21 protein-coding genes are annotated in these 23,286 nt (G+C 72.6%); 18 read left to right on the plus strand and 3 right to left on the minus strand.

From position 1 onward, the window contains the following. Positions 1-41: 41 nt before the first annotated feature. The 12 genes from ABD143_RS19590 to ABD143_RS19645 all read left to right on the plus strand — a co-directional run bounded on the left by ABD143_RS19590 (position 42) and on the right by ABD143_RS19645 (position 12,681). Entirely contained in the window at positions 42-1,133 is a 1,092-nt protein-coding gene (locus ABD143_RS19590) for an S-methyl thiohydantoin desulfurase family protein (protein WP_343980137.1), read from the plus strand. After that, complete coding sequence (locus ABD143_RS19595) at positions 1,117-2,682, plus strand: hydantoinase/oxoprolinase N-terminal domain-containing protein (protein WP_343980140.1); 1,566 nt, start codon at positions 1,117-1,119, stop codon at positions 2,680-2,682. The genes ABD143_RS19590 and ABD143_RS19595 overlap by 17 nt, the downstream gene beginning before the upstream one ends. Positions 2,683-2,812: 130 nt before the next feature. Then, the gene (locus ABD143_RS19600; protein WP_343980143.1) at positions 2,813-4,018 is read left to right on the plus strand and encodes an ABC transporter substrate-binding protein; all 1,206 of its coding nucleotides are present in this window, start codon (positions 2,813-2,815) and stop codon (positions 4,016-4,018) included. An 11-nt stretch (positions 4,019-4,029) separates the two neighbouring features. Next, positions 4,030-4,785 carry an ABC transporter ATP-binding protein gene (locus ABD143_RS19605; RefSeq protein ID WP_343980146.1) on the plus strand — a complete coding sequence of 252 codons (756 nt, stop codon included), beginning with the start codon at positions 4,030-4,032 and terminating at the stop codon, positions 4,783-4,785. Continuing rightward, a complete protein-coding gene (locus tag ABD143_RS19610) occupies positions 4,778-5,509 on the plus strand; it encodes an ABC transporter ATP-binding protein (RefSeq protein WP_343980148.1) in 732 nt (243 codons plus the stop codon). Before ABD143_RS19605 ends, ABD143_RS19610 begins: the two co-directional genes overlap by 8 nt. Positions 5,510-5,582: 73 nt before the next feature. Then, on the plus strand, positions 5,583-6,464 hold the full coding sequence (locus ABD143_RS19615) for a branched-chain amino acid ABC transporter permease (RefSeq protein ID WP_343980150.1): 882 nt from the start codon (positions 5,583-5,585) through the stop codon (positions 6,462-6,464). Further along, positions 6,461-7,585, plus strand: a complete 1,125-nt coding sequence (locus ABD143_RS19620) for a branched-chain amino acid ABC transporter permease (RefSeq protein WP_343980152.1) — start codon at positions 6,461-6,463, stop codon at positions 7,583-7,585. The genes ABD143_RS19615 and ABD143_RS19620 overlap by 4 nt, the downstream gene beginning before the upstream one ends. Beyond that, positions 7,582-8,574, plus strand: a complete 993-nt coding sequence (locus ABD143_RS19625; protein WP_343980155.1) for an LLM class flavin-dependent oxidoreductase — start codon at positions 7,582-7,584, stop codon at positions 8,572-8,574. The genes ABD143_RS19620 and ABD143_RS19625 overlap by 4 nt, the downstream gene beginning before the upstream one ends. 93 nt (positions 8,575-8,667) lie before the next feature. Beyond that, a complete protein-coding gene (locus tag ABD143_RS19630) occupies positions 8,668-8,982 on the plus strand; it encodes a hypothetical protein (RefSeq protein ID WP_343980157.1) in 315 nt (104 codons plus the stop codon). Further along, positions 8,979-9,848 carry an FAD binding domain-containing protein gene (locus ABD143_RS19635; protein WP_343980159.1) on the plus strand — a complete coding sequence of 290 codons (870 nt, stop codon included), beginning with the start codon at positions 8,979-8,981 and terminating at the stop codon, positions 9,846-9,848. The genes ABD143_RS19630 and ABD143_RS19635 overlap by 4 nt, the downstream gene beginning before the upstream one ends. After that, positions 9,845-10,336 carry a (2Fe-2S)-binding protein gene (locus ABD143_RS19640; protein WP_343980162.1) on the plus strand — a complete coding sequence of 164 codons (492 nt, stop codon included), beginning with the start codon at positions 9,845-9,847 and terminating at the stop codon, positions 10,334-10,336. Before ABD143_RS19635 ends, ABD143_RS19640 begins: the two co-directional genes overlap by 4 nt. Continuing rightward, positions 10,333-12,681 (plus strand): xanthine dehydrogenase family protein molybdopterin-binding subunit, encoded by a 2,349-nt coding sequence (locus ABD143_RS19645; protein ID WP_343980165.1) that lies wholly within the window; start codon positions 10,333-10,335, stop codon positions 12,679-12,681. Before ABD143_RS19640 ends, ABD143_RS19645 begins: the two co-directional genes overlap by 4 nt. Before the next feature lie 356 nt (positions 12,682-13,037). Here ABD143_RS19645 and ABD143_RS19650 read toward each other — a convergent pair whose 3' ends face one another. Then, positions 13,038-13,622, minus strand: a complete 585-nt coding sequence (locus ABD143_RS19650) for a PadR family transcriptional regulator (protein ID WP_343980168.1) — start codon at positions 13,620-13,622, stop codon at positions 13,038-13,040. Positions 13,623-13,797: 175 nt separating this feature from the next. Between ABD143_RS19650 and ABD143_RS19655 the strand changes: the two genes are divergently transcribed. From ABD143_RS19655 to ABD143_RS19680, 6 genes are all read left to right on the plus strand, one after another. Then, positions 13,798-15,318 (plus strand): class I adenylate-forming enzyme family protein, encoded by a 1,521-nt coding sequence (locus ABD143_RS19655; RefSeq protein ID WP_343980170.1) that lies wholly within the window; start codon positions 13,798-13,800, stop codon positions 15,316-15,318. Then, the gene (locus ABD143_RS19660; RefSeq protein WP_343980172.1) at positions 15,311-17,743 is read left to right on the plus strand and encodes a xanthine dehydrogenase family protein molybdopterin-binding subunit; all 2,433 of its coding nucleotides are present in this window, start codon (positions 15,311-15,313) and stop codon (positions 17,741-17,743) included. Before ABD143_RS19655 ends, ABD143_RS19660 begins: the two co-directional genes overlap by 8 nt. A 1-nt stretch (position 17,744) precedes the next feature. Then, a complete protein-coding gene (locus ABD143_RS19665) occupies positions 17,745-18,524 on the plus strand; it encodes an enoyl-CoA hydratase/isomerase family protein (RefSeq protein WP_343980175.1) in 780 nt (259 codons plus the stop codon). A gap of 19 nt (positions 18,525-18,543) precedes the next feature. Then, the gene (locus ABD143_RS19670) at positions 18,544-19,425 is read left to right on the plus strand and encodes an FAD binding domain-containing protein (protein ID WP_343980178.1); all 882 of its coding nucleotides are present in this window, start codon (positions 18,544-18,546) and stop codon (positions 19,423-19,425) included. Then, positions 19,422-20,675 carry a xanthine dehydrogenase family Fe-S subunit gene (locus ABD143_RS19675; protein WP_343980181.1) on the plus strand — a complete coding sequence of 418 codons (1,254 nt, stop codon included), beginning with the start codon at positions 19,422-19,424 and terminating at the stop codon, positions 20,673-20,675. The genes ABD143_RS19670 and ABD143_RS19675 overlap by 4 nt, the downstream gene beginning before the upstream one ends. Before the next feature lie 173 nt (positions 20,676-20,848). Further along, positions 20,849-21,457: an FAD-binding oxidoreductase gene (locus ABD143_RS19680; RefSeq protein WP_343980184.1), complete on the plus strand. Its 609-nt coding sequence runs from the start codon at positions 20,849-20,851 to the stop codon at positions 21,455-21,457. 31 nt (positions 21,458-21,488) lie between these two features. Here ABD143_RS19680 and ABD143_RS19685 read toward each other — a convergent pair whose 3' ends face one another. Continuing rightward, positions 21,489-22,121: a hypothetical protein gene (locus ABD143_RS19685; RefSeq protein WP_343980187.1), complete on the minus strand. Its 633-nt coding sequence runs from the start codon at positions 22,119-22,121 to the stop codon at positions 21,489-21,491. Continuing rightward, complete coding sequence (locus ABD143_RS19690; RefSeq protein ID WP_343980190.1) at positions 22,122-23,264, minus strand: hypothetical protein; 1,143 nt, start codon at positions 23,262-23,264, stop codon at positions 22,122-22,124. Positions 23,265-23,286 lie beyond the last annotated feature (22 nt).

Here is a 23,286-nt window from a genome sequence, read left to right on the forward strand (position 1 = left end):
CGCCCATGGAGTGGGGGTGCGGCTGGACATACTTTCCCGTTATGACGAACGACCCCCCGAAGCTCGACGAGCAGGACCTGCTGGACCTGTCCGTCGGCTGCACGGTGCTGGCGGGTGGCGGTGGCGGCGATCCGCGGATCGGGTTGCTCATGGCGTTGAACGCTGTACGCCGCACCGGCCCGGTGCCGCTGATCGACCTCGACTCGCTCGCCCCCGACGACCTGGTCGTGCCCGCGGGCATGATCGGCGCACCGACGGTGATGGTCGAGAAGATCCCCAACGGTAACGAGGGCGAGGTCATCCGCGCCGCGTTCGAGACCCTGCTGAACCGTCCGATCGCCGCACTGATGCCGATGGAGATGGGCGGGATCAACGGAGTCCTGCCGATCGCCTGGGCCGCCCTCGCGGGCCTGCCGCTGGTGGACGGCGACCTGATGGGCCGCGCCTTTCCCGAGCTGCAGATGTGCACCCCGCACCTCTACGACATCCCCTCCTGGCCCTGCGTCGTGGTCGACGAGCGTTCCCAGGTGATCACCTTCGAGCCGCTTGACAACGTGTGGCTGGAGCGGCTGGCCCGCAACGCCGTCTCGACGCTCGGCGGCTGCGCCTGCGCCGGCCTCTACCCGATGGACGCCCGCACCGCGGCCACCCCGCTGCTGCGCGGCACGGTGTCTCGCGCCGTTGAGATCGGTCGAACCATCCGCACGGCAGCCGACGATCCCTTCCGCGCCCTCGACGCCCAGGTCGACCTGTACCCGCTGCTCACCGGCAAGGTCGTCGACGTCGACCGGCGCACCGCCGGCGGCTTCGTCCGCGGGTCGGCCGTGATCGAGGGCATCGAGCAGGACGCCGGGCGCCTGGTGCGTATCGAGTTCCAGAATGAGAACCTGGTCGCGATGGAGGACGGCGAGGCGCTGGCCACCGTCCCGGACATCATCACCCTGCTCGACCGCCACTCCGCGCACGGCATCGTCACCGAGCACATCCGCTACGGCCAGCGCGTGGTCGTCGGGGTGTTCCGCGCGCCCGAACAGTGGCGCAGCGAGCGCGGCCTGTCCGTCGTCGGCCCGCGCGCCTTCGGCTACGACCTCGACTACGTCCCTGTGGAGGACCGCCATGCCCGGGTCGGTTGATCTCAGGATCGGCATCGACGTCGGTGGCACCAACACCGACGCTGTCGTCCTCGACGCCGCGAACCGCCTGCTGGCCAAGCACAAGACCCCGACGACGCCTGATCTCACGAGCGGCATCACCAGCGCGCTGGAGGCGGTGCTCGGCCAGATCGACCAGCCCGTCGAGCGGATCACCCACGTCATGCTCGGTACCACGCACGCCACCAACGCGATCCTGGAGCGCCGCGACCTGCTCAAGGTCGCCGTCGTCCGGATCGGGGCGCCTGCCACCGTGTCGATCCCGCCCTTCTCCGACTGGCCCGACGACCTCCGGCACGCGGTGTCCGCGGGCGAGGTGGTGGTGCCTGGCGGCAGCGAGGTCACCGGCGTGCCGCTGGTCCCCTTCGGCCGCGACGAGGTGGCCCGCTTCTTGGAGAAGGTCGGTGACAGCGCGGAGGCGGTCGCGATCTCGGGGGTGTTCTCGCCGGTCTCGGGCGACCACGAGCGGGAGGCCGAGCAAGTCGTGCGTGAGGTGCTCGGCCCGGACATCCCGGTCAGCCTGTCCCATGGCATCGGCGCGCTCGGCCTGCTGGAGCGGGAGAACGCCTGCATCCTCAACGCCGCGCTTGTCGGTGTGGCGCACAAGGTGGTGCACGGGTTCACCGCGGCCCTGGCGCTGAACGGGATCGACGCCGTCGCCTTCCTCACCCAGAACGACGGCACCCTTATGGGCCTGGACTACGTGCTGCGTTTCCCGGTGCTCACGATCGGCAGCGGCCCGGCGAACAGCATGCGCGGCGCCTGTTACCTCGCCGGAGTCAGCGACGCCGTGGTGGTCGACGTCGGCGGCACCTCCACCGACGTCGGCATGCTGATCAACGGATTCCCGCGCGAGTCGAGCACCCCGACCGACATCGGTGGCGTGCGGACCAACTTCCGGATGCCCGACCTGGTGTCCATCGCGGTCGGCGGCGGTACGCGAGTCGCCGGGACAGCGGACGGGATCCGGGTCGGCCCGGACAGTGTGGGCTATCGGCTCCGCGACGAGGCCCTGGTCTTCGGCGGCACGACCCCCACTCTGTCCGATGCCGCAGTCGCGGCCGGCCGCGCGACCATGGGCGACCCCACCGCGGTTGCCGGTCACGAGGACCTGCTGGCTGCGGCGCTTCGCGCCGCCGACGAGCTGGTCTTCATCGCCACCGACCAGATCAAGACCGCGCGCGGGCCGGTCCCGCTGGTCGCCGTCGGCGGCGGCAGCGTGATCCTCCCGCCGGAGCTGCCGGGCGTCGCGCAGACGGTCCGCCCGGACCACTACGACGTCGCCAACGCCATCGGGGCCGCCATCGCTTCGGTGTCGGGGCAGGTCGACAAGGTGTTCAAGCTCTCCGGCCGCGACCGCCAGGAGGTTCTGGATCTCGCATGCGCGGCCGCGAAGGACGAGGCGATCAGCGCCGGCGCCGACCCGGCCGCCGTCGAGATCGTCGAGGTCGAGGAGGTCCCGATGGCCTACCTCACCGAACCCGTAGTGCGGATCCGGGTGAAGGCCGCCGGGCCGCTCGGCCAGATGTGACGCGCGGGCGCGTGCCACCCGGACCCCGCGCGTCACAGGGCACAACCCCCCGAACGACCCGGGGCTACACACCTCTGCGAGATGCACGACGGGGTGCCCCGCCTCTTCTCCCCGAACGGAGCCCTACCCGATGCGATACACCCGCGCGTGGCGCGTGCTCGCGCCCCTGATGATCCTGGCCGCGCTTGCCGCGGGCTGCTCCGCCGCGGCGGGTTCCAGCGGCGGCGAGTCCGGTTCCACCCAACCCATCCTCATCGGGCAGACGGCGGGGACCACCGGCTTCATGTCCGTCTTCGACATCCCGGTGCAGCAGGGCATGCAGATGGCAATCGACGACATCAACGCCCAGGGCGGCGTGCTAGGCCGTCAGCTCAAGCTGGTCACCACGAACAACGAGACCGACGTGTCAAAGATCCAGACGGCGGCGCAGGACGTCCTCGACCAGGGGGCGGAGTTCGTGGTGACGTCCTGCGACTTCGACATCGGCGGCCCCGCCGCCCGCGTCGCCAACGATGCCGGCAAGATCGCGATGGGCTGCGCGGGCGGCCCGCTCTACGGCGTCGACGGCATCGGCCCGTTGACCTACAACTTCTACCCCGGCTCGCGCACGGAGGGCGCGCTGCTCGCCGAGTACGCGAAGGAGAAGGGCTACACCCGGCCCTTCGTGATCACCGACCAGAGCCTGGAGTACCCCCAGGTCGTCGGAGACTTCTTCGAGAAGCGGTGGGCGGACCTCGGCGGGACGCTCGCGGGCAAGGCGACCTACCAGAACGGTGACGAGTCGGCCGCCGCGCAGATCGCCGACGCGCAGCGCGCCAACCCGGATGTCATCCTCGCGGCCAGCTACCCGCCGGGCGGCGCCACCCTGCTGCGCCAGTTGCGCGCCGCGGGCCTGACCCAGCCGCTGCTCGGCACAGCGGCCTTCGACGGCACCTACTGGACCGGCGCAGTGCCCGGGATCTCGGACTTCACCATCCCCGCTGCCGGCGGCTTGACCGGCGACGACCCGGTCGCGGCGCGGAACGACTTCTTCACCCGCTTCCAGCAGCGGTTCGGCCAGCCCGCCGCCAGCGCGAACTACCCGCTCGAGGGGTACTCGATGGTCCAGGCGATCGCCCGCGCGGTCGACCGGGCAGGCTCGACCGACACCACTGCCGTCCAGGCCGAGCTGGACAAGTTCACGAACGAGGACCTGCTGATCGGCCCGACCACCTTCACCCCTGACTGCCACGTCCCGTCGGGTCGCTCGATGCTGCTCAAGACCTACACGGACGGGACGCCGAAGGTGATCGGCGAGCGCACCGTGCAGTCCCTCATGGGCCAGGCCCCCTGCTGATGGGTGTGCCGGTGGGTAAGGGTGATCGGGCACTCCGGGCGTCCGGGGTCACGGTCCGGTTCGCCGGGCTGACCGCACTGGAGGACATCGAACTGTCCGTGCGGCCTGGGGAGATCCTGGGTCTGATCGGCCCGAACGGAGCGGGCAAGACGACTCTGACGAACGTCCTGACCGGCTTCCAGCGGCACGCCGGCACCGTGGCCGTCGACGGACAGGACGTGACGGGGTGGTCGCCGCAGCGGCTGAGCCGGTTCGGCGTGCGCCGCACGTTCCAGAACGTCCGGCTGTTCGCCGGGATGACGGTGGCCCAGAACCTCGAGGCCGCGGCTCTCGGGGTGGGTCTGGGCCGCGCGGCCGCGCACCGCTCGTCGCTCGACCTGCTGGAACGGTTCGACCTGACGGAGCTGGCCGGCGTCGAGGCCACAGCGTTGCCCTACGGGCTGGAGCGCCGGCTCGGGATCGCCCGCGCGCTGGTCGGCGAGCCGCGCTACGTCGTCCTCGACGAGCCCGCCGCGGGGCTCAATGAGGAGGAGAGTGACGAGCTGCTCACCCGGCTTCGGGCGGTCCCGGCCGAGTCCGGGTGCGGGCTGGTGGTGATCGAGCACGACATGCGGCTGATCATGCGGCTGTGCGACCGGCTGCACGTCATCGACCACGGCCGCTCACTCGCCGCCGGCGCCCCGGCCGATGTCCGGGCCGATCCGGCGGTGATCGAGGCCTACCTGGGCAGCGAGGCAGCCGGGGAGACGGTGACGCACCATGGTTGACCCCCTGCTCTCCGTCCGCGGGCTCACCGTCCGCTACGGGTCGGTGACCGCCCTGCACGGCGTCGACCTCGACGTCCACCAGGGCGAGCTGGTGTCCCTCGTCGGCCCGAACGGGGCCGGGAAGTCCTCCACGCTCGCCGCCGTCAGCGGGCTGGTCCGCCCGGCGGCGGGCACGGTCACGGTGGCCGGCGACATGGTGTCCGGGCTGGCGCCCGAGCGTGTCGTCCGGCACGGGGTGGCGCTGGTCCCGGAGGGCCGCAAGATCTTCACCTCGCTGACCGTGGCGGAGAACCTCGCGCTCGGCGCGACGATCCGGCGCGACGCCGCCGGGGTCGCCGCAGACCTCGAGCGCCAGCTCGACCGATTCCCGATCCTTCGGGACCGCTGCTCGCAGCAGGCGGGCCTTCTCTCCGGCGGCGAGCAGCAGCAACTCGCCATCGCCCGCGCGCTGATGTCCCGGCCGCGGCTGCTGCTGCTCGACGAGCCGTCGTTGGGGCTGGCGCCGCGCCTGGTCGACCTGGTGTTCGAAACCGTGGCGCAGCTGCGCCGGGAGGGACTGACGATCGTGCTGGTCGAGCAGAACGCGACCCGCGCCGTCGAGCTGGCCGACCGGACGTCGATCCTGCGGAGCGGTCGGATCGTGCGCAGCGGCACCGCCGAGGAGCTGGGCGGTGGCGCGGCCATGGCCGCTGAGTACCTGGGCGGGGCGGAGGTGGGTTCGTGAGTGAGCTTGCGCGTTCACCATTCAGCACAGCAGCGCCGCGAACGCGGCCGACGAGCGCCGGCGAGGAGGACTCATGAGCACGTTGCTTCAGTCGCTGGTCAACGCGCTGAACCTGGGCGGGCTGTATGCCCTCTATGCCCTCGGCATGGCCATGGTGTTCGGCATCCTGCGGCTGGTCAACTTTGCGCACTCCAGCCTGATCATGGCGGGCGGCTACACACTGGTGTTCACGGCCGGGCTCCCGCTGATCGTGCGGCTGGTGCTCACCGTCGCCGTGTGCGTTGCGCTCGCTTTGGTGCTGGAACTGGTCGCCTTCCGTGGGGTCCGCGCCGCGGCGCCGGAGACGATGCTGGTCACCTCCTTCGCGGTGAGCATGCTGCTGGCCAGCCTCGCGGAGAGCCTGTTCGGCGCGCTGCCTCGCTCGACCGACGTCGATCCCGTGTTCCGGGAGAGCTGGACCTTCGGCCAGGTCTACCTGCCCAAGATCAACGTCGTGACGGTGATCGTGGTCGCGGTGCTCATCGGCGGGCTCGGGCTCTTCCTCACCCGCACCCCGGCGGGACTGCGGATGCGGGCAGCGGCCGAGGACTTCTCCACTGCTCGGCTGCTGGGCGTGGCGGCCGACCGGGTCATCAGCCTGGCGTTCGCGATCAGCGGTGTGCTCGCCGCCGCCGCGGCCGTGCTGCTGCTGGGCGCCAACGGCTCGGTCACCCCGACATTCGGTGTCAACGCCGTGCTGTTCGGGCTCATCGCGGCGGTCGTGGGAGGCCTGTCCAGCTTGCGCGGCGCCGTCGTCGGCGGGTTCGTGCTCGGCGGGGCGAGCCAGGTCCTGCAGGAGGTGCTCCCGGTGGCGCTCACCCCGTTCCGCGACGCGTTGCTGTTCGCAGCGGTGTTCTGCCTGCTGGTCGTCCGGCCGGGGGGACTGATCCGGTCCGGCCAGGGGGTGCGGGTGTGAACGGGCTGCTGGGACGGGCCGGCGGCGCACTCGGCGTCCCGCTGGCGCTGTTCGTGGGGATCGTCGTGGTGGCGCTGCTCGCCACCACCGGGCCGGCCTCGGTCGAGCGGCTCGCGGTGGGCGGGCTGGTCAACGTCGTGCTGGTCGTCGGGCTGTACGTGTTCGTCGGCAACTCCGGCGTCTGGTCGTTCGGCCACATGAGCTTCGCGCTGGTCGGCGGCTACGTTGCCGGGCTGCTCGCGATGCCGGTGCGGCTCAAGGGACAGTTGCTGCCCGACGCCCCCGCTCTGGTCCGCGACCTGCACGCCGGCCCGTTCGTCGCGGTTGTGGTGGGCGGGTTGGCCGCGGCGGTCGTCGCCGCGGTGGTGGCGGTGCCGCTGTCGCGGATCGGCGGGCTCTCCGCCGGTCTCGCGACGGTGTCGCTGCTGATCGCCTTCTCGGTCGTCGCCGCTCAGTGGCAGTCGGTGACCCGCGGACAGAAGGGCCTTTCGTCGATACCCATGGGCACGACGATGCCGGTGGCGCTGGGTTGGGTGCTGGTGGCGCTGCTGGTCGCATGGACATACCAGCGCTCGTCGTTCGGGATCCGGCTGCGTGCCTCCAAGTCCGACGAGGTCGCCGCGGCCGCGTCGGGAATCTCGGTTCCCGTGCAGCGCGGGGTGGCGTTCGTGCTCAGCGCCTTCCTCACCGGAGTCGGTGGGGCGCTGTTCGCCCTGCAGCTCGGCTCGATCAACCCCGGGGTCTTCTACCTCGACTACACGTTCCTGATCATCACGATGTTGGTGCTCGGCGGCGCGGGCTCGCTCACCGGCGCCGTGGTCGGCAGCGTCGCGGTGTCGGCGCTCGCGGAGGTGTTGCGCCGCGCGGAGGGCGGGTCCCTGCTCGGCCTGCCTGTGCCTGCCCGTCCCGGCCTCGCCGACGTCGTGCTCGGAATCGTCCTTGTGGTGATGCTGCTACGCCGCCCGGGCGGGCTCACCGGCGGCCGCGAGCTGCGGTGGCCGCGCCGACACGGCGCGGGCGACCGCCCCCCGCCAGTCAGCCCGACGGCATCCGAACCGGACCCCCTGGCAGGGGTCGCCCTCGGTGCAGGTTCCGACTCCCGACGAGAGGACTCACCATGACCGACCGTTCCCCCGTAGGCGTCCTGGTGCACGGCACCACCCCGCCCGAGAAGCTTGTCGAGGTCTGCATCGGCATCGAGAAGGCGGGCTACGGCGAGCTGTGGCTCAGCGAGGACTACTTCTTCCTCGGCGGTCCGACGAGCGCCGCGATGGCCCTTCAGGCCACCCGGGACATCCCCGTCGGGATCGGCATCCTGTCCGCAGTGGTGCGGCACCCGGCGGTCACCGCGATGGAGGTCTCCACCCTCACCCGGGCCTATCCCGGGCGGCTGGTCGCCGGCATCGGGCACGGTGTGCCGTTCTGGACGAAACAGATGGGGCTGTACCCGAAGTCCCCGCTGCGGTCGCTGCGCGCCGTGATCGAGACGACCCGGGCGCTGCTCGCCGGGGAGACCCTGACCATCGACGACGGCCCGTTCGTGTTCGACAACGTCTCGCTTGTCCACCCCAACCCGGCGGGGGCGCAGCTGTACGCCGGAGTGATCGGGCCGAAGTCCCTCGAGCTGGCCGGGGAGATCGCCGACGGCACGGTCATGTCGGTGATCGCCGCGCCGGAGTACCTGCGGTTCGCCCGGCAGCACATCGCCGTCGGTGCCGCCAAGGCCGGCCGGGACGCCGCCGCCCACCGCATCCCCACCTTCGTCATCTACCGGGCGGACCTCGACGGCGACGTGGCCCGGGCCGCCGCCCGTGAGGCCCTCGCCTTCTACCTGCAGGCCGTCGGCCCGACCCCGATGACCGGCGCGTACGACATCAACGAGCGGCTCGCCGAGATCCTCGCGCTGGGCGACCTCGACCGGATCAGCGCCGCCCTCCCCGAGGAGTGGGTCGAGACCTTCACCATCGCCGGGACGCCGAAGGAGTGCGTCGGCAAGATCCGGGCGTTCCTCAACGCGGGCGCCACGTCCGTCGTCCTGGCCCCGTTCCCGGCCGAGGCCAACGACTCGATCCTCGAACTGACCGCCGCCGACGTCCTGCCCCATATCTGACCCCGATCCGGGAGGCCCCATGAGCGAGCTTGCGAGCGAACCAGTGTCACAGCGCCTTCGCGCAACGCCGACCGAGCGCAGCGAGGGAGAGCGATGAGCGAGATCGTGTTCTTCCTGACCACCCTGCAGTCCGAGGACGTGCGCGAGGCCTACGAGCAGTGGGTCCGCGAGATCGACCAGCCGACCGCGGAGGCGCTGCCCGGCGTCGAGCGCTACCGCGTGGTGCGGCTGGCGGGCCCGGTGATGGACGGCGTCGCCACCCCCTCCTACAGCTACGTCGAGATCATCGAGGTCAGCGACCTGGCGACCTACCAGAAGTCGATCGCCGAGACCCCGGCGAGCTTCTTCGACCAGTTCCGCAGCTACATCAGCGCGTTCGACGCGGTGGCGGGGACGGTGGTGGAGTGACGGCCCCGGCGCTCCTCGCCCGGCCCCGGGTGGAGGTGGCGAGGTCGGTCGACGAGGCGGTGGGCCGACTGGCCGAGCTCGGCCCCGACGGGGCCCCGCTGGCCGGGGGCACCTGGCTCATGCGGTCGGCCACACCGCCAGGGATGTTCGTGGCGCTGCACCGGATCCCCGAGCTGCGCGGAGTCACCACCGGGACGTGGGGCGCCATGACGACCCATACCGAGCTGGCCGCCGCGCCGCTGCCGCCAGCCCTCCGCGCCCTGCGCACCGCCGCGCGGACATCGGCGTTCCCGCAGGTCCGCAACATGGCGACGCTCGGCGGGAACCTCGCCGCCCGCGGCTTCGCCGAGGCCGACCTGGTGCCGGCGCTGCTCGCGCTCGACGCAACCGTGGAGGTCGCGACCGCGGCCGGACGGCACCGGATCGGCGTCGGGGACTACCTGCGGGCCGCGCACGGCGACACCGCCGACCCGGCCGCGCTGCTGGTCTCGGCGAGCGCCTCCGCCCCCGCGGGCCGCCGATCCGGGTACGCCCGGCTGATCGTGCGCGGCGGCGGCGAGTACGCGCTCGTGTCCGTGGCGATCTCTGCGGACCTCGACGGGACGGGCGTCGCGTCCGCGGTCCGCGTCGCCGTCGGGTCGGTGGAGGCCCGCGCCCGGCGGTGCCCCGAGGCCGAGGCCGCGCTCGCCGGGACCACCCTCGACGAGGCCGCCGCCCGCGCCGCCGGGCAGGCCGCGGCAGCGGTTCTCACGCCGCGTGATGACCTGCTGGCACCCGGCTGGTACCGGCTCGCGGTGATGCCCGCAGTGTTCGTCCGCGCCGCGGCGGACTGTTTCGCCGATTCCGTCACCGAGGAGGTCCGGTGAGCTACCAGCTGACCGTCAACGGCCGCGTCACCGAGGTCGACGTGCCCGGTGCGACCTCGCTGGCCCACGCGCTGCGCGAGCACCTGCACCTACGGGGCGCCAAGATCGCCTGCGGATCAGGTCGCTGCGGCTCTTGTACAGTCCGGCTCGGCGACCGGACCGTCGCGTCCTGCCTGCTGCCGGTCGCCCTCGCCGAGGACGAGCCGATCACCACCGTCGAGGGGCTCAGCGCGCCCGACGGGCCGCTGCACCCCGTGCAGGAGGCGATGGTCGCTTGCCACGGCGTGCAGTGCGGGGCCTGCACCCCGGGCATGGTGATGACCCTTCACACGTTCCTCGACACCGTGTCCCAACCGGACGCCGGGCAGGTCCGCGAGGCGCTCACCGGCAACCTGTGCCGCTGCACCGGCTACCACACCATCGTCGACGCCGCCCTGACCGCAGCAGCCGCCCTGCCCACCCCGAACCCGAGGGAGGACCGGCCGTGACCGCGCTGTCCGAGCCCGCCGCCCGCGCCGTCCCCGCGACCGGCCCTGTCGGCCGCTCGATCCCCCGGCCGGACGCCGATGCCAAGGTCCGCGGCGCCGCCGTCTACACGGTCGACCTCGCCGAGGCGGGCATGTTGCATGCTGCGGTGCTGCGCGCGGAGCTCTCCGCCGCGCGGATCACCCGGCTCGACACCTCCGCCGCGGTCGGCCTGCCGGGCGTGCACGCCGTCGTCACCGGTGCGGACGCGCCCGCCCTGTCCGGCATGCTGGTCGTCAAGGACCAGACCGTGTTCGCGATCGACACCGTCCGCTACGCCGGGGAGCCGATCGCCGCCGTCGCCGCCGAAACCCCCGAGCAGGCCGCGGCGGCGCTGGCCGCGATCGCGCTGGAGCTCGAGCCGCTCGACCCGGTCGTCGACCTCGATGCGGCCACGGCGCCCGGTGCCCGGCTGATCCACCCCGGCTGGGCCGACTACGAGGCGCCGGCAGAGGGATTCCGAGGCGGCAACGTCGCCTGGGACGCCCGCCTCGAGAAAGGCACGGACGAGGAGTGGGGCTGGGCCTTCGCCGCGGCGCACCAGGTGGTGAGCGACGAGTTCCGCGTGCCCCGCCAGCATCAGACGCCGCTCGAGCCGCACGCCTGTGTGGCCCGCCACAGCGGCGGGCGATACACCGTGCACACCTCCACCCAGTTCCCGTACTCGATCCGCGGTCGCACCGCCGAGCTGCTGGGCATCCGGCCCTCGGCGATCCGCGTGATCGTGCCGACCGTCGGCGGCGGGTTTGGCGGCAAGCTCGACGCGATGCTGGAACCGATCGCGTGCCTGCTCGCCCGGCGCTCCGGGCGTACGGTCCGGCTCGTCAACACACGCGCCGAGGAGCTGGCCACAGCCGGGCCGCGGGAGAACGCGGTACTGCGGCTGCGCACCGCCGTCGACGCCGAGGGGCGCATCCTCGCCCAGGAGGCGGACGTCCTCACCGACAACGGCGCCAACTCCAGCGGTGAGACGGTCATCTGCGCCGGGCTGCCGGCGCTCGCCCTCGGGTCGACCTACCGCATCCCGCTCGCCCGGTATCGCACCCGCGTCGTCTACACGAACACCCCGCCGACGGCGGCGTTCCGCGGGGTCGGCGGGCCGTACGTCGTATTCGCGCAGGAATCGCACCTCGACCACATCGCCCGCGAGCTGGGCGTCGACCGGCGTGAGTTGCGGCTGCGCAATGTGCTGCGGGCCGGCGAGGCGATGATCAACGGCCAGGTCCTCGACGACGCGATCCTCGTCGAGGCCATGGAGTCGGTGGAGCGCCGCGCTCCGTGGAACCAGGAGCGGCCGGCGGCACCGGGGAAGCTGCGGGGCAAGGCCGTCGTGCCGCTGACCTGGCTCACCAACCCGGGCCCTGGCGAGGCTTCGGTATCGCTGTCCGACGACGGGACCGTCCTCGTCACCACCGCGGCCACGGAGATCGGCACCGGCGCCGTCCTCACCGGGGTGCGGCAGATCGTCGCCGAGCGGCTCGGCGTGCATGTCGACGACGTGCTGGTGTCCGCCCCGGACACCGACGCCGCGGGCTTCGACAACGGCGCCCAGGGCAGCCGCACGACCTACGGGGTCGGCAACGCCGCCGGGCAGGCCGCGGGCGAGCTGCGCGAGCAGATCCTGCGAGCCGCCGCGAGCATGATGGAGGCGGCGGAGGCGGACCTGGAGATCGCAGGCGATATCGTGCGGGTCACCGGCAGCCCCGGCGCGTCGGTCACGCTCGCCGCGGTCAGCGCGGCGGCGATGTGGTCCGGCGGTCCGCTGTCGGCCACCGGCCGGTTCGTTGCCCAGCCCCCCGAGTTCGACTCCGGTTGCCTGATCGGCAGCCTGTTCAGCACGATCAACGCGACCTCGTCGCACGCACACGCGGCTGAGGTGGAGGTCGACCCGGACACGGGGGAGGTCACGGTGCTGCGCTACGTCGTCGCCCAGGACGTCGGCCGGGCCGTCAACCCGGCGATGATCGCGGGCCAGGTCGACGGCGCCGTCGCACAGGGCGTGGGGTACGCGTTGTACGAGGATCTGCGGATCGGGCCGGACGGGCAGGTGCTCGACCAGGGCCTGGAGACCTACCGGATCCCCACCGCGCTGGACGTGCCGCCGATCGACCTGGAGATCCTGGAGAGCCCGCTGCCGACCGGGCCTTACGGGGCCAAGGGTGCGGCCGAGCCGCCTATCGTGCCGGTGGCAGCGGTGATCGCCTGCGCAGTGTCGGATGCGATTGGCGCGAGGCTGACCGACCTGCCGATCTCCCCGTTCGCCGTGCTCGCCGCTTTGCGGGGCTCAGCCGGGGGCACCGGCAGCTGACGGGTCGGCGCCGAGGCCGCCGTGGGCTGGTGTCCGGCTCACGCCAAGCGACCCGGCCGATATTCGTGGAGGAGGCCGCGGGAGTCGGTCGTGGCGTCGGATCTTGCTGATCTCGCCCGGTGGGCGTTACGGGAGGGGGCGTAGGGGAGCGGCCCTGTGCAGTGACCGAGACTGCCCGGCGCTGGTTGATTGGTTGATGATGCCGCCGGCAGTCTCGTCGCAGCGGGCCTTCACGTACATTCGCCGCTCGGAGAGATCGCACAGCGGAATCCGGAGCTCCACACCGGCGTCCCCGATGCCCGGCAGCGCGGCCACGCTCGGACCTGCTCCGCAAATACTGTTCCCGCCGTGTCCGCTCAGGACCGGGCGCGCACGCCGATCCCTTCGCGCCGGCTCTCCTGCAGCACACCCAGGTCGCCGCCCGCGAGTGCGGTCCAGAACCGCAGCGCCGCGTACTCCATCTCCAGGCCAAGTTCGAGCGTGAGCATCCGGGGCCGCACGGACTCGTCGTCACCGAACCGCGCGACCATCGCCTCGTAGACCTCGATGCGTTTCTCGTGCTGGCGGATCTGGTCGTGCGCGAGGGCGGTGATGTTCTCCGGCTCGCCCGCCTCGTTGAAGAAGAGCTTGAGCTCGGCGATGTCCCGCATCTCGAAATGCTCGTCGGTGGGCGAGGCGAGCCACGAGCGCAGCGCCGCCCGGCCGTCCTCGGTGAGCGAGTAGGTCTTTCGCCTGCGGCCGGAATCCTCGGTGGACAGCGCGAGCAGTCCGAGCGCGGCGAGCCGGTCGGGCTCGGAGTACAGCTGCGCGTGCGGGAAGTTCCAGAAGTAGCCCACCGAGTGCTTCACGCCCCGTTTGAGGTCGTACGGGGTGGACGGGCCCCGCAGGGCGATCATCCCCAGCACCACGTATGACGTCGGGGACAGGCGGACCTCGGGCACGGAACTCCTCGTTTCGACGCCACGCCCCGGCGACGGGCGGTTCATCGAGCCCGGCGTCGCGAGCATACGGACTGCCGGTCGACCGTCCGGACCGTACGGTCTGAAAGTTGCCGCGTCGAGAGTTGCTGCCTCACGGTTCGAACTGTACGGTCCGTTTCAGACCTTGGAGGGTTCGATGGACCTGTCGACGGCGATGCGATGGGCCGCCGAACGCCATCCCGACCGCTTGGCCGTTCGGGGAGCCGGCCGCCACCTCGGCTACCGCCAGTGGGACGCGCGGACCAACCAGCTGGCCCGCGCCCTGCACGGGCTGGGCGTGCGGCCCGGTGCCCGGGTGGGGCTGGCTCTGACCGGCGGTGAGCCGCTCGCCAGCCTGCACCTGGCGGCGCAGAAGCTGGGTGCGGTGTCGGTGCCGCTCTCCACGAGGTTCGGACCGGACGAGCTGCAGTACTGCCTCGGCGACTCGGGGGCGGGGCTGCTCGTCGTGGACGAGGCCAACCAGGAGCGCGGGACCGCAGCCGCCGACGGCGGGAGCGTCGTACTGCGTACGGCAGCCGACCTCGACGAGCTGGCGGCGGGGGAGTCCGACGGCAACCTCTCGCACTCGCCGGCCGAGAACGACGTGAGCGTCATGCTCTACACCTCGGGCACCACCGGGCGCCCGAAGGGCGTGCCGCGCACGCACCGCGCGGAGCACTCCGCCGCCGTCGCGCACGCCGTGCAGACCCAGCAGCGCATCGGCGAGGTCGCGCTCGGCGTGATGCCGATGTTCCACACGATGGGCCTGCGCACCCTGCTGGCCAGCATCGTCGTGGGCGGCACGTGGGTCGCCCAGCCCGCCTTCGACGCCAACGGGTCGCTGGAGCTGATCCTCGACCAGGGTGTCACGTCGCTGTACCTGGTGCCGACGATCTACTGGTCGCTCCTGCGCACCGGCCGGCTGGGGGAGGCCCGGGCGCTCGACCGGCTCGCCTACGCCGGGGCCGCGATGACGCCGTCGCTCGCCGAGGAGCTCGCCACGCAGCTTCACCCGGGCTCGTTCGTCAACCACTTCGGCAGCACGGAGATCTACACCTTCACGATCAACCCCGACGTCGCCGCGAAGCCCGGGTCGGCGGGGCGGGCGGGGATCTTCTCGCGCGTGCGGCTGGTTGCGCCGGAGGTCGGCGCCCCGCCGGACGCCGTGGTGGCCGACGGCGAGCAGGGGCAGGTCATCGTGTCGCTCGCGAGCCCCGAGGCGTTCGCCGGCTACTGGCAGCGCCCCGACGCGAACGAGAAGTCCATCCGGGACGGCTGGTACTACACCGGCGACCTCGCCGTCGCCGACGAGGACGGGGACCTGTGGGTGTCCGGCCGCGTCGACGACATGATCAACTCCGCCGGCGAGAACCTGTACCCCGACGAGATCGAGGCGGCGCTGGCCCGTTGCCCCGAGATCGACGACGTCTGCGTCGTGGGGATGCCCGACGAGCGCTGGGGCCAGGCCGTCACCGCGTTCGTGGTGCCCGCGCGGGGCGCCGACCCGGTCGCCGCCGCCGAGAAGGCACTCGCCTTCGCCCGCACCGCGCTGCCGTCGCTGAAGCGGCCGAAGCGCGTGATCGCCGTCGAGTCCGTGCCCCGCTCCGGTGTCGGCAAGACGCTGCGGAGGGTGTTGGTGGCCGGCGAGTACGACCCGAAGGGAGAGGCCCGTGCCTGATCCCACCCTGCCGACCTGGACTCCCGCCCGGGTCGAGGACGCCGCGCTGGTCACCGGGCAGGGCCGGTTCCTCGACGACCTCGACCCGCTGCCCGGCACCCTCACCGCCACCGTGGTGCGCTCGACGCAGCCGCACGCGCGGCTGGTGTCGGTCGACCTGACCCGCGCCCGCGCCCACCCCGGGGTTGCCGCGGTGATCGGCCCGGACGAGGTGCGGTCGGCCGTCCGGCCGTTCCCGCTGTCCACGGCCACTCCGATGGCCTACTACCCGACCGCGGTGGACAAGGTCCGGTTCGTCGGCGAGCCGATTGCGGTGGTCGTCGCGTCCGACCGGTACACCGCCGAGGACGCCGCCGAGCTCGTCTCGGTGGACTACGAGCCGCTCGACGCGGTCGTCGCCCCGCGCCTGGCGCTGGAGCCGGACGCACCGCGGCTGCACGAGGACGCCGAGACCAACGTGGCGACCGACCGCACGTTCTCCTTCGGCCCCGTGGACGAGGCCTTCGCGACCGCGGCGCACGTCGTCGAGGCCGACTACGACTTCCCGCGCTACTCCTCGGTACCCATGGAGTGCTACTCCGTGATCGCCTCATGGCAGGAGACGGGCGAGGGCCCCGCGGTCGAGGCGTGGGCGAACTTCCACGGCCCGTTCACGATGGTCCCGGTCATGGCCGGCGCGCTGGGCATCCCGACCTCCCGGGTGCGGCTGCACGTCCCGGCCGACATCGGTGGGAGCTTCGGGATCAAGGCCGGGATCTACCCGTACGTCGTGCTGATGGCGCTGGCGTCGAAGCACGCGGGCACCCCCGTCCGCTGGGCCGAGGACCGCATCGAGCACCTGCTCGCCAGCTCCACCGGGGCCGACCGCGCGATGCGCTTCGCCGCGGCCGTCGACGCCGCCGGGCAGGTCACCGGCCTCAAGGTCGACCTCGTCGACAACGTCGGCGCCTACCTGCGCCCGCCGGAGCCCTCCACGCTCTACCGCTGCTTCGGCAACATCACCGGGCCCTACCGGATCGGGGCGGTGGAGATGCGGGCGCGGGCCGTCGTCACCAACACGATGCCCACCGGGCTCAACCGCGGCTTCGGTGGCCAGCAGCTCTACTTCGGGCTGGAGCGGCTGATGGACGCCGTGGCCGCCGCGACCGGGGCCGACGTCTTCGACGTGCGCAGGCGCAACCTCGTGGGCGAGTTCCCGTACGAGACGCCGTCGGGTGGCGTCTACGACTCGGGCGACTACACAGCGGCGCTGGCGCTGGCGGAGAAGAACGCGGAGCTCGACGAGCTGCGGGCCCGACAGGCCGCCGCCCGTGCCGAGGGCGCCTTCTACGGCATCGGCGTCGGGCTGGTCGTCGACCCGTCCGGCACGAACATCGGCTACGTCGGGCTCGCGACCCCCGCCGAGCAGCGGAAACCGGGCCGTGACAAGTCCGGCTCCACCGAGCATGTCCGCATCTCGGTGGACGTGCAGGGCCAGGTCACGGTGATGCTCGGGAGCGTGCCGCAGGGCCAGGGGCACGCCACGGTGGCCCGCTCGGTCGCTGCGCGGCGCCTCGGCCTGCCCGAGGAGCAGGTGCGTGCGGTCGTGGACATGGACACCAGCACCACCCCGTGGACCGTCACGTCAGGCAGCTACTCCTCGCGGTTCGCCCCGCTCGTCACGAGCGCGGTGGTCGAGGCCGCCGACCGGATCGCCATCACGGTCCGCGCCGCCGCGTCCGTGCTGCTCGGCCTGCCGCCGGAGGATCTGGAGCTGGTCGACGGGCAGGTCCGCCACCGCAGCGACCCGGAGAAGGCGGTGCTCTTCCGACACGCGGCCGGGCTCGTCCACTGGGACCCCGGGGCGCTCCCGGAGGGGGTGTCGGCGCAGCTGTACGAGGAGGCCGCGTTCACCCCGCGGCAGGTCCGCGCCGCGACGAAGGACGACCGCATCAACTCCTCGCTCTGCTACGGCTTCGTCGCCGAGATCGTGGCCGTGCGGATCGACCCGGACACCCTGGAGATCACCGTCGACCGGGTCTCGTCGGTGCACGACGCCGGCACTGTGCTCAACCAGCAGCTGCTGGACGGCCAGGTGCTCGGGGCGCTTACCCACGCGCTCGGCGGCGCAATGTACGAGGAGTTCACCTACGCCGACTCCGGCCAGCCGACGTCGGCGACCTTCCTCGACTACCTGTGCCCGACGAGCGCGGAGGCCCGGTACGACCTGCGCACCGACCACGTCGTCAGCCCATCGCCGCTGACCCCGCTGGGGGCCAAGGGCTGCGGTGAGGGCTCGTCGATGAGCTTCCCCGTCGCGTTCGCGAACGCGGTCGCCGACGCGCTCGCGCCCCGCGGCATCGACATCACGCGGCTCCCGCTGCACGGCGAGGTCCTGCACCGGCTGCTGGACGCCACCACCACCAACCAGAAGGAGAAGAGCTGACATGGCGCTGACCGGCGGGGACGTCCTCCTCGAGCGCAGCAGCGACGGCAGGATCGCCTACCTGACCCTGTCGCACGGCATGTACACGGTGGTCACCTGGCAGATGCGCCAGCTGGTGGCGGACCGTTTCGCGGAGATCGACGCCGACCCCGAGGTGCGAGCGGTCGTCGTCCGCAGCGATGGCGAGCACTTCACGTCCGGCGGTGACATCGCCGGGTTCATGGAGGTCGACCCGATCGACTTCACCGACCTCGGCCACAACATCACCGCCCCGGCGCGCAGCACACGGCCCGTGATCGCGGCGATCGACGGCTACTGCTTCGGCGTCGGGCTGGAGCTGGTGCTCTCCTGCGACATCCGGCTCGCCACCCCGCGCAGCCAGTTCGCCCTGCCCGAGATGAACCTCGGCATGATCCCCGGGTCCGGCGGCACGCAGCGGCTCTCGCGGCTGATCGGGCTCTCCCGGGCCAAGTTCCACATCATGACGGCCACCCGGATCCAGGCCCAGCAGGCGCTGGACTGGGGCCTCGTCGCCGGGCTGCACGACGACCGGGACGCGCTGAACACGGCCGTGGACGAGCTGGCGGCGAAGATGGCGACGTTCTCCCCGGCCGCGCAGCGCACCGCGAAGGAGGTGCTGGACCGCGGCATCGATGGCCCCCTCTACACGGGCATCGACCTGGAGCGGAAGGCCTACGCGATGCTGCGCGCCACCCGCGACTTCGCTGAGGGCGTCAAGGCGTTCGGGGAGAAGCGCAAGCCGGAGTTCACCGGGCGCTGACCGAGATGGGACACCGATCATGAAAGCCGCGCCCTTCGCCTACGTCCGCCCTGCCGCCCTCGACGACGTGCTCGCCGAGCTGGCCGGCGGGGACGGCAAGGTGCTCGCGGGTGGGCAGTCTCTCGTGCCGGTGCTGGCCATGCGCCTGGGCAGGCCCGCCACCCTCGTCGACATCACCGCCGTCGACGAGCTGCACGCGTTCGGTCCTGCCGGGCAGGCGCTGCGGGTCGGCGCCGCCGTCCGGCAGCGGACCGTGGAGCGCGCAGCGGAGACGCCGGCCGTCCCGCTCGTCGGGCTGGCGCTCCCGTTCGTCGGGCACCGGGAGCTGCGCAGCCGGGGCACCGTCTGTGGGAGCCTCGCCCACGCCGATCCCGCCGCCGAGCTGCCCGCCGTCGCCTGCTGCCTCGGGGCGCGGGTGGAGCTGGCGGGTCCCTCGGGTCGCCGCACGGTCGACGCGCGCGAGTTCTTCGTCGGCGCGATGACCACCGTGGCTGCCGTCGACGAGGTGGTCGTGGCCGTCGAGTTTCCGGTAGCCGCCGCAGGGCAGGGGTTCGGCTTCGCCGAGATCGCGCGCCGGCACGGTGACTTCGCCCTGGCCGGGGTCGCGACGGCGGTGACGGTCGCGGACGGCGCGGTCGCCGACGCGCGCCTGACCGGCTTCGGGATCTCCGACCGGCCGGTCTTGCGGCCGGTGACCGACCTGGTGAGAGCTGCGGCGGACGCCCCGGATGTGGAGCGGGAGCTGCGGGCGGCGACCGCCGAGCTGGCCGCCGAGGTCGTCGACACCGGCGGGGACGCCCACGGGTCCACCGGGTACCGGCGCAGGCTGTTCGGCGTGCTCGCCGCGCGTGAGCTGGCCACGGCCCTGCGCCGCGCACGCAAGAACGAGGAGCACTCATGACGCAGCTCGACGACCGGGGCCTGCGCCGCCCGCCCGCGCGTCCGGAAAAGGTCGCGGCCGGGGAGGCGGTCGAGGTGACGATGACCGTCAACGGGGCCGAGGTGACGGTGTCGGTGCCGGCCCGGATGCACCTGGCGGACGTGCTGCGTGAGCACCTGGGGCTCACCGGCACCCACCTGGGCTGCGAGCACGGCGTCTGCGGCATGTGCACGGTGCTCGTCGACGGCGACGCCGCGCGGGCGTGCCTGCTGTTCGCCGTGCAGTGCGACGGTGCTGAGATCGTGACGGTCGAGGGGCTTGGCAGCGCCGACGAGCAGCACCCGCTGCAGCGGTCGTTCTCCGCCCACCACGCGCTGCAGTGCGGCTTCTGCACCCCCGGGATGCTGATGAGCAGCTACGACCTGCTGGTCAACCGGCCCGACGAGGGCCTGGACGAGGCGGACCTGCCGGAGCAGATGTCGGGTGTGCTCTGCCGCTGCACCGGCTACCGCGGCATCCTCGCGGCCGTCGCCGACGTGGCCGCCGCGTACCCGGACGGGCCGCCCGCGCCGATGAACTGCGGGGAACGCACGCTCGTCGGGCGGGGGAGTGCCCGGGCCGCAGGCGGGCCCGAGGAACCCGCCGCGGACGCGCCCGCGCTCCCGCAGGAGGTGCGGGTCCCGACGGGCGCGCCGTCGGCCACCGTCGAGGTCACCAGCGCGCTCACCTCACCTGTCGATCAGGTGTGGCCGGTGCTGGCCGACTTCGAGCGACTGGCCCGCTGCCTGCCCGGCGCGCAGCTCGTGGAGGTGCTGGGGGAGGACCGCTACCGGGGCCGCGCCACCGTGGCGCTCGGCCCGGTCAAGCTGTCGTTCGAGGGGCTCGCCCAGGTCGTCGAGCACGACCCGGACGGGCACCGGATGCGGGTGCTCGCCCAGGGCGCGGACGCGAGCGGCAGCGCCACCCAAGCGATCATCCGGCTGGCCGCTGACCAGGACGCCGGGGGCGGCACGAGCCTGCGCGCCGACGTGGACCTCTTCCTGTCCGGCCGCATCGCGCAGTTCGGGCGGGCACTCGCGGGTGACGTCAGCAGGCGGATGTTCGAGCAGTTCGCCGACGCCGTCGACGAGACCGCCCGCACCGGCTCCGCCCCGGAGACCACCGGGCCGAGTGCTGTGGCGATCGCCGCCGCGGCTCTGCGGGACGCGCTGCGGCGCAGGCTGTCCAGGATCGGCGCGCGCATGCGGTCCGCCGTCCGAAGGCGCACCTAGCCGTACTGCCTCAGGGGGTGGGTGTGTCGGGCAGGAGGCCACGGCCTCTACGCCACGCCGCGCGCGAGCCGCTGAGCACGCCGAACGGACTGGTCACGCGAGCCGCTGGCCCGGCCGCTCGATTTGTTGGGTTCGAGGTGTCTCTAACCGCCTGTCCAGTTCCTCGTGAAGGCATGCATCACCGCATCCCCGGATGGGATCCCGGATTCACGCCGCAGGACTTCGTCGCGCTCGCCGGCGTGACGACGGGCCCGGTGCTGCTAGCGGGCAGCCCCGAACTCTGTGCTGAGGCGTCTGCATGCAAGGGCGAGCCCGCGATCGCCGTCGGGGCCGCGGACGCCACCGACGTCACCGCGGCGGTCCGGTTCGCCGCCGACTTCGGGCTGCCGCTCATCGTCCTGTCGCCCGGTCACGAGCCCAGCGGATCCGAGGACGGCGGCCTGCTCCTCACCACCTCCCGGATGAACCGGGTGTACATCGACCGGAGGAACCGCACCGCGATCGCCGAGGCCGGGGCACTGTGGTCCGACGTCGTGCGCCGTGCTGCCGAGGCAGGTCTCGCCCCGCTGGTGCCTCCGTACGGCGACATGAGTGTGGTCGGCCCGGACTACGGGTGGGCCGCCGGGCACGTCGAGGCGATCGAGTACGTCACGCCCGACGCGCAACTGCGGCGCGTCACCCCGGTGAGCGACCGGCGCCTGTTCGCGCAGCTGTGCGGCAGCGACCCGGCCGAGCCCTGCATCGGTGTGATCACCGAGATGACGTTCGTGCTCTTCCGTTAGCCGTCTGAGACAGCCGGTGCCGTCGTGCGCGTCACGGTGATCGAGGACGACGAGCGCCGGCCGGGGCGTCCGCCCGTACCCGACCGCCCCGCCGGGCGGCGATGGCGACCACACCCACGATGACGACGAGCGGCACCAAACTGACCAGCCAGCTCAGCGCGAACGGCGGTCCCGGCTGGTCGAGCACCGGCAGGGTCATCTGCGCGGTCGCGGCGCCGTGGGGACCGTCGAGGCCGAACGTGAACGTCCAGTCGCCCGGCTCGTCGAGCGCGAACACGTCGAGCCCCCACACCTCGGGCTGCCGCGGGTGCCGGGGCAGCTCGTCCACCCCCACCGGACGGCGCAGGTTGTCCACGGCTCCGCTGGGGGAGACCGCGACGAGTGTGCCGGTGACCTGTTCGACGCCTCCGGCCGGCTCGAAGGTGAAGTCGAGCGACTGCTGCGCGCGTACCGGCCACTCGCTGAACCCGACGGTCAGCTCGTAGGGACCGACGTCGAGCCGTTCCTGGTGCACGACCACCACCGGCGCGTACGTCTGGGCGGGTGCGGCCTGGGTGGCCGCCTGCGCCGGGACCGCAAGTCCGAGCAGCAGGCCCACGGTGAGGATGGCGGGGACGATGGCGGGGACGATGGTGGGGACGAGGCCGAGGACTGGGCGCCGCACTCAGACCACCTCGCGAACGGCCGGGCCGGCGACGAGCAGCCGCATCGCACGGCCGAGGCGCGCACCCAGCAGGCCGCCGGCTGCCCCGAGCAGTGCACCCACGACGATCGTGACGCCGGCCTGCGCGGCCCCGCCGGTCACCACTCGGTCGACGCCGAACAGAAGCACCTGCCAGGGGACGGTCGCGGCGAGCGCGGCGCCGCCGAGCGCCCCACCCAGCGCGAACGTCACGGCGGGCGAGCCGGCCCGCCCGGTCAGGAGCGTGGCCAGCGCGAGCGCGCAGGCCGCGAGGGGCAGCGGGGCGGGCATGAGCATCGACATCTGCGGCAGTCCCCGCGTGTAGTCCCGCAGCGGAAGGCCCTCCGATGCGGCGTAGAGGCGGGTCGCCCATGGGCTGAAGAACGCCAGTGCCACCTGCACGGCGAGCAGTGCCGCGGCCGTGCCGAGCACGGCGCGCAGCCCGCGCGTGAACGACGCGACGCACGAGAGGGCCGTCATCGACAGCAGCGCCATCGTGACGGTTCGACCGTTGACCATCCCCGACGGCGGCAGCGCGACCAGCACGACCATCGAGAAGCCGAGGAAGATCGTCACGCTCGCGAGCAGTGCCGGGGTGGACCACCTCTGTCCCGCCGCCGCCGCGCAGGTCATCACCGACCCGAGCATCGCGAGCATCACCGAGGTCAGGAGGCCGACGTGCGGGGGTGAGGCGATCACGGCGTCGAATCCGTAGAGGCCGTGCCACCACTCGTCCCACAGCCCGTAGAGCAGGAACAACGCCGACCCGACACCAGACACGAGGTAGCCGAGCGGCGCCTGGAAGACACCGAACACCGCCACCCGGCGGCCGCCCACGGCGTTGTCCACCACGCGGCCCGAACGCGTGGCGGCCGTCGCGACGAGCACGACGGCGAGGCTCACCAGCCCGGACACGGCGGATCCCGCGTAGATGAACAGGTGTGGCAGCGTGAAGAACGTGTCCGGCCCCACGTCGCCGTGCCACTGGAGGTCCCAGGCCAGGCCGACCAGCGTCGAGGCCGACGCGAGCAGCAGCGTGCCTGCCGGCACCCAGGGGCGGGCCAGGAATCCCTTCCCGGTCGCGCCGGCCCCCGCGGAGCGCCGCAGGGCCACGGTTTCGGTCATGATCTCGTCCTCTCGATTTGCC

Origin of the sequence: Pseudonocardia aurantiaca, from assembly GCF_039526725.1 — a bacterium.
Taxonomy (GTDB): Bacteria; Actinomycetota; Actinomycetes; order Mycobacteriales; family Pseudonocardiaceae; genus Pseudonocardia; species Pseudonocardia aurantiaca.

Bases quoted from the DNA above. Each gene is read 5' to 3' on its own strand.
- ABD143_RS19675 (WP_343980181.1), top strand. From the start codon at position 19,422: ATGACGCAGCTCGACGACCGGGGCCTGCGCCGCCCGCCCGCGCGTCCG.
- ABD143_RS19655 (WP_343980170.1), top strand. From the start codon at position 13,798: ATGGACCTGTCGACGGCGATGCGATGGGCCGCCGAACGCCATCCCGAC.
- ABD143_RS19615 (WP_343980150.1), top strand. From the start codon at position 5,583: ATGAGCACGTTGCTTCAGTCGCTGGTCAACGCGCTGAACCTGGGCGGG.
- ABD143_RS19590 (WP_343980137.1), top strand. From the start codon at position 42: ATGACGAACGACCCCCCGAAGCTCGACGAGCAGGACCTGCTGGACCTG.
- ABD143_RS19690 (WP_343980190.1), bottom strand. From the start codon at position 23,264: ATGACCGAAACCGTGGCCCTGCGGCGCTCCGCGGGGGCCGGCGCGACC.
- ABD143_RS19665 (WP_343980175.1), top strand. From the start codon at position 17,745: ATGGCGCTGACCGGCGGGGACGTCCTCCTCGAGCGCAGCAGCGACGGC.
- ABD143_RS19610 (WP_343980148.1), top strand. From the start codon at position 4,778: ATGGTTGACCCCCTGCTCTCCGTCCGCGGGCTCACCGTCCGCTACGGG.
- ABD143_RS19680 (WP_343980184.1), top strand. From the start codon at position 20,849: ATGCATCACCGCATCCCCGGATGGGATCCCGGATTCACGCCGCAGGAC.
- ABD143_RS19630 (WP_343980157.1), top strand. From the start codon at position 8,668: ATGAGCGAGATCGTGTTCTTCCTGACCACCCTGCAGTCCGAGGACGTG.
- ABD143_RS19670 (WP_343980178.1), top strand. From the start codon at position 18,544: ATGAAAGCCGCGCCCTTCGCCTACGTCCGCCCTGCCGCCCTCGACGAC.
- ABD143_RS19600 (WP_343980143.1), top strand. From the start codon at position 2,813: ATGCGATACACCCGCGCGTGGCGCGTGCTCGCGCCCCTGATGATCCTG.
- ABD143_RS19595 (WP_343980140.1), top strand. From the start codon at position 1,117: ATGCCCGGGTCGGTTGATCTCAGGATCGGCATCGACGTCGGTGGCACC.
- ABD143_RS19625 (WP_343980155.1), top strand. From the start codon at position 7,582: ATGACCGACCGTTCCCCCGTAGGCGTCCTGGTGCACGGCACCACCCCG.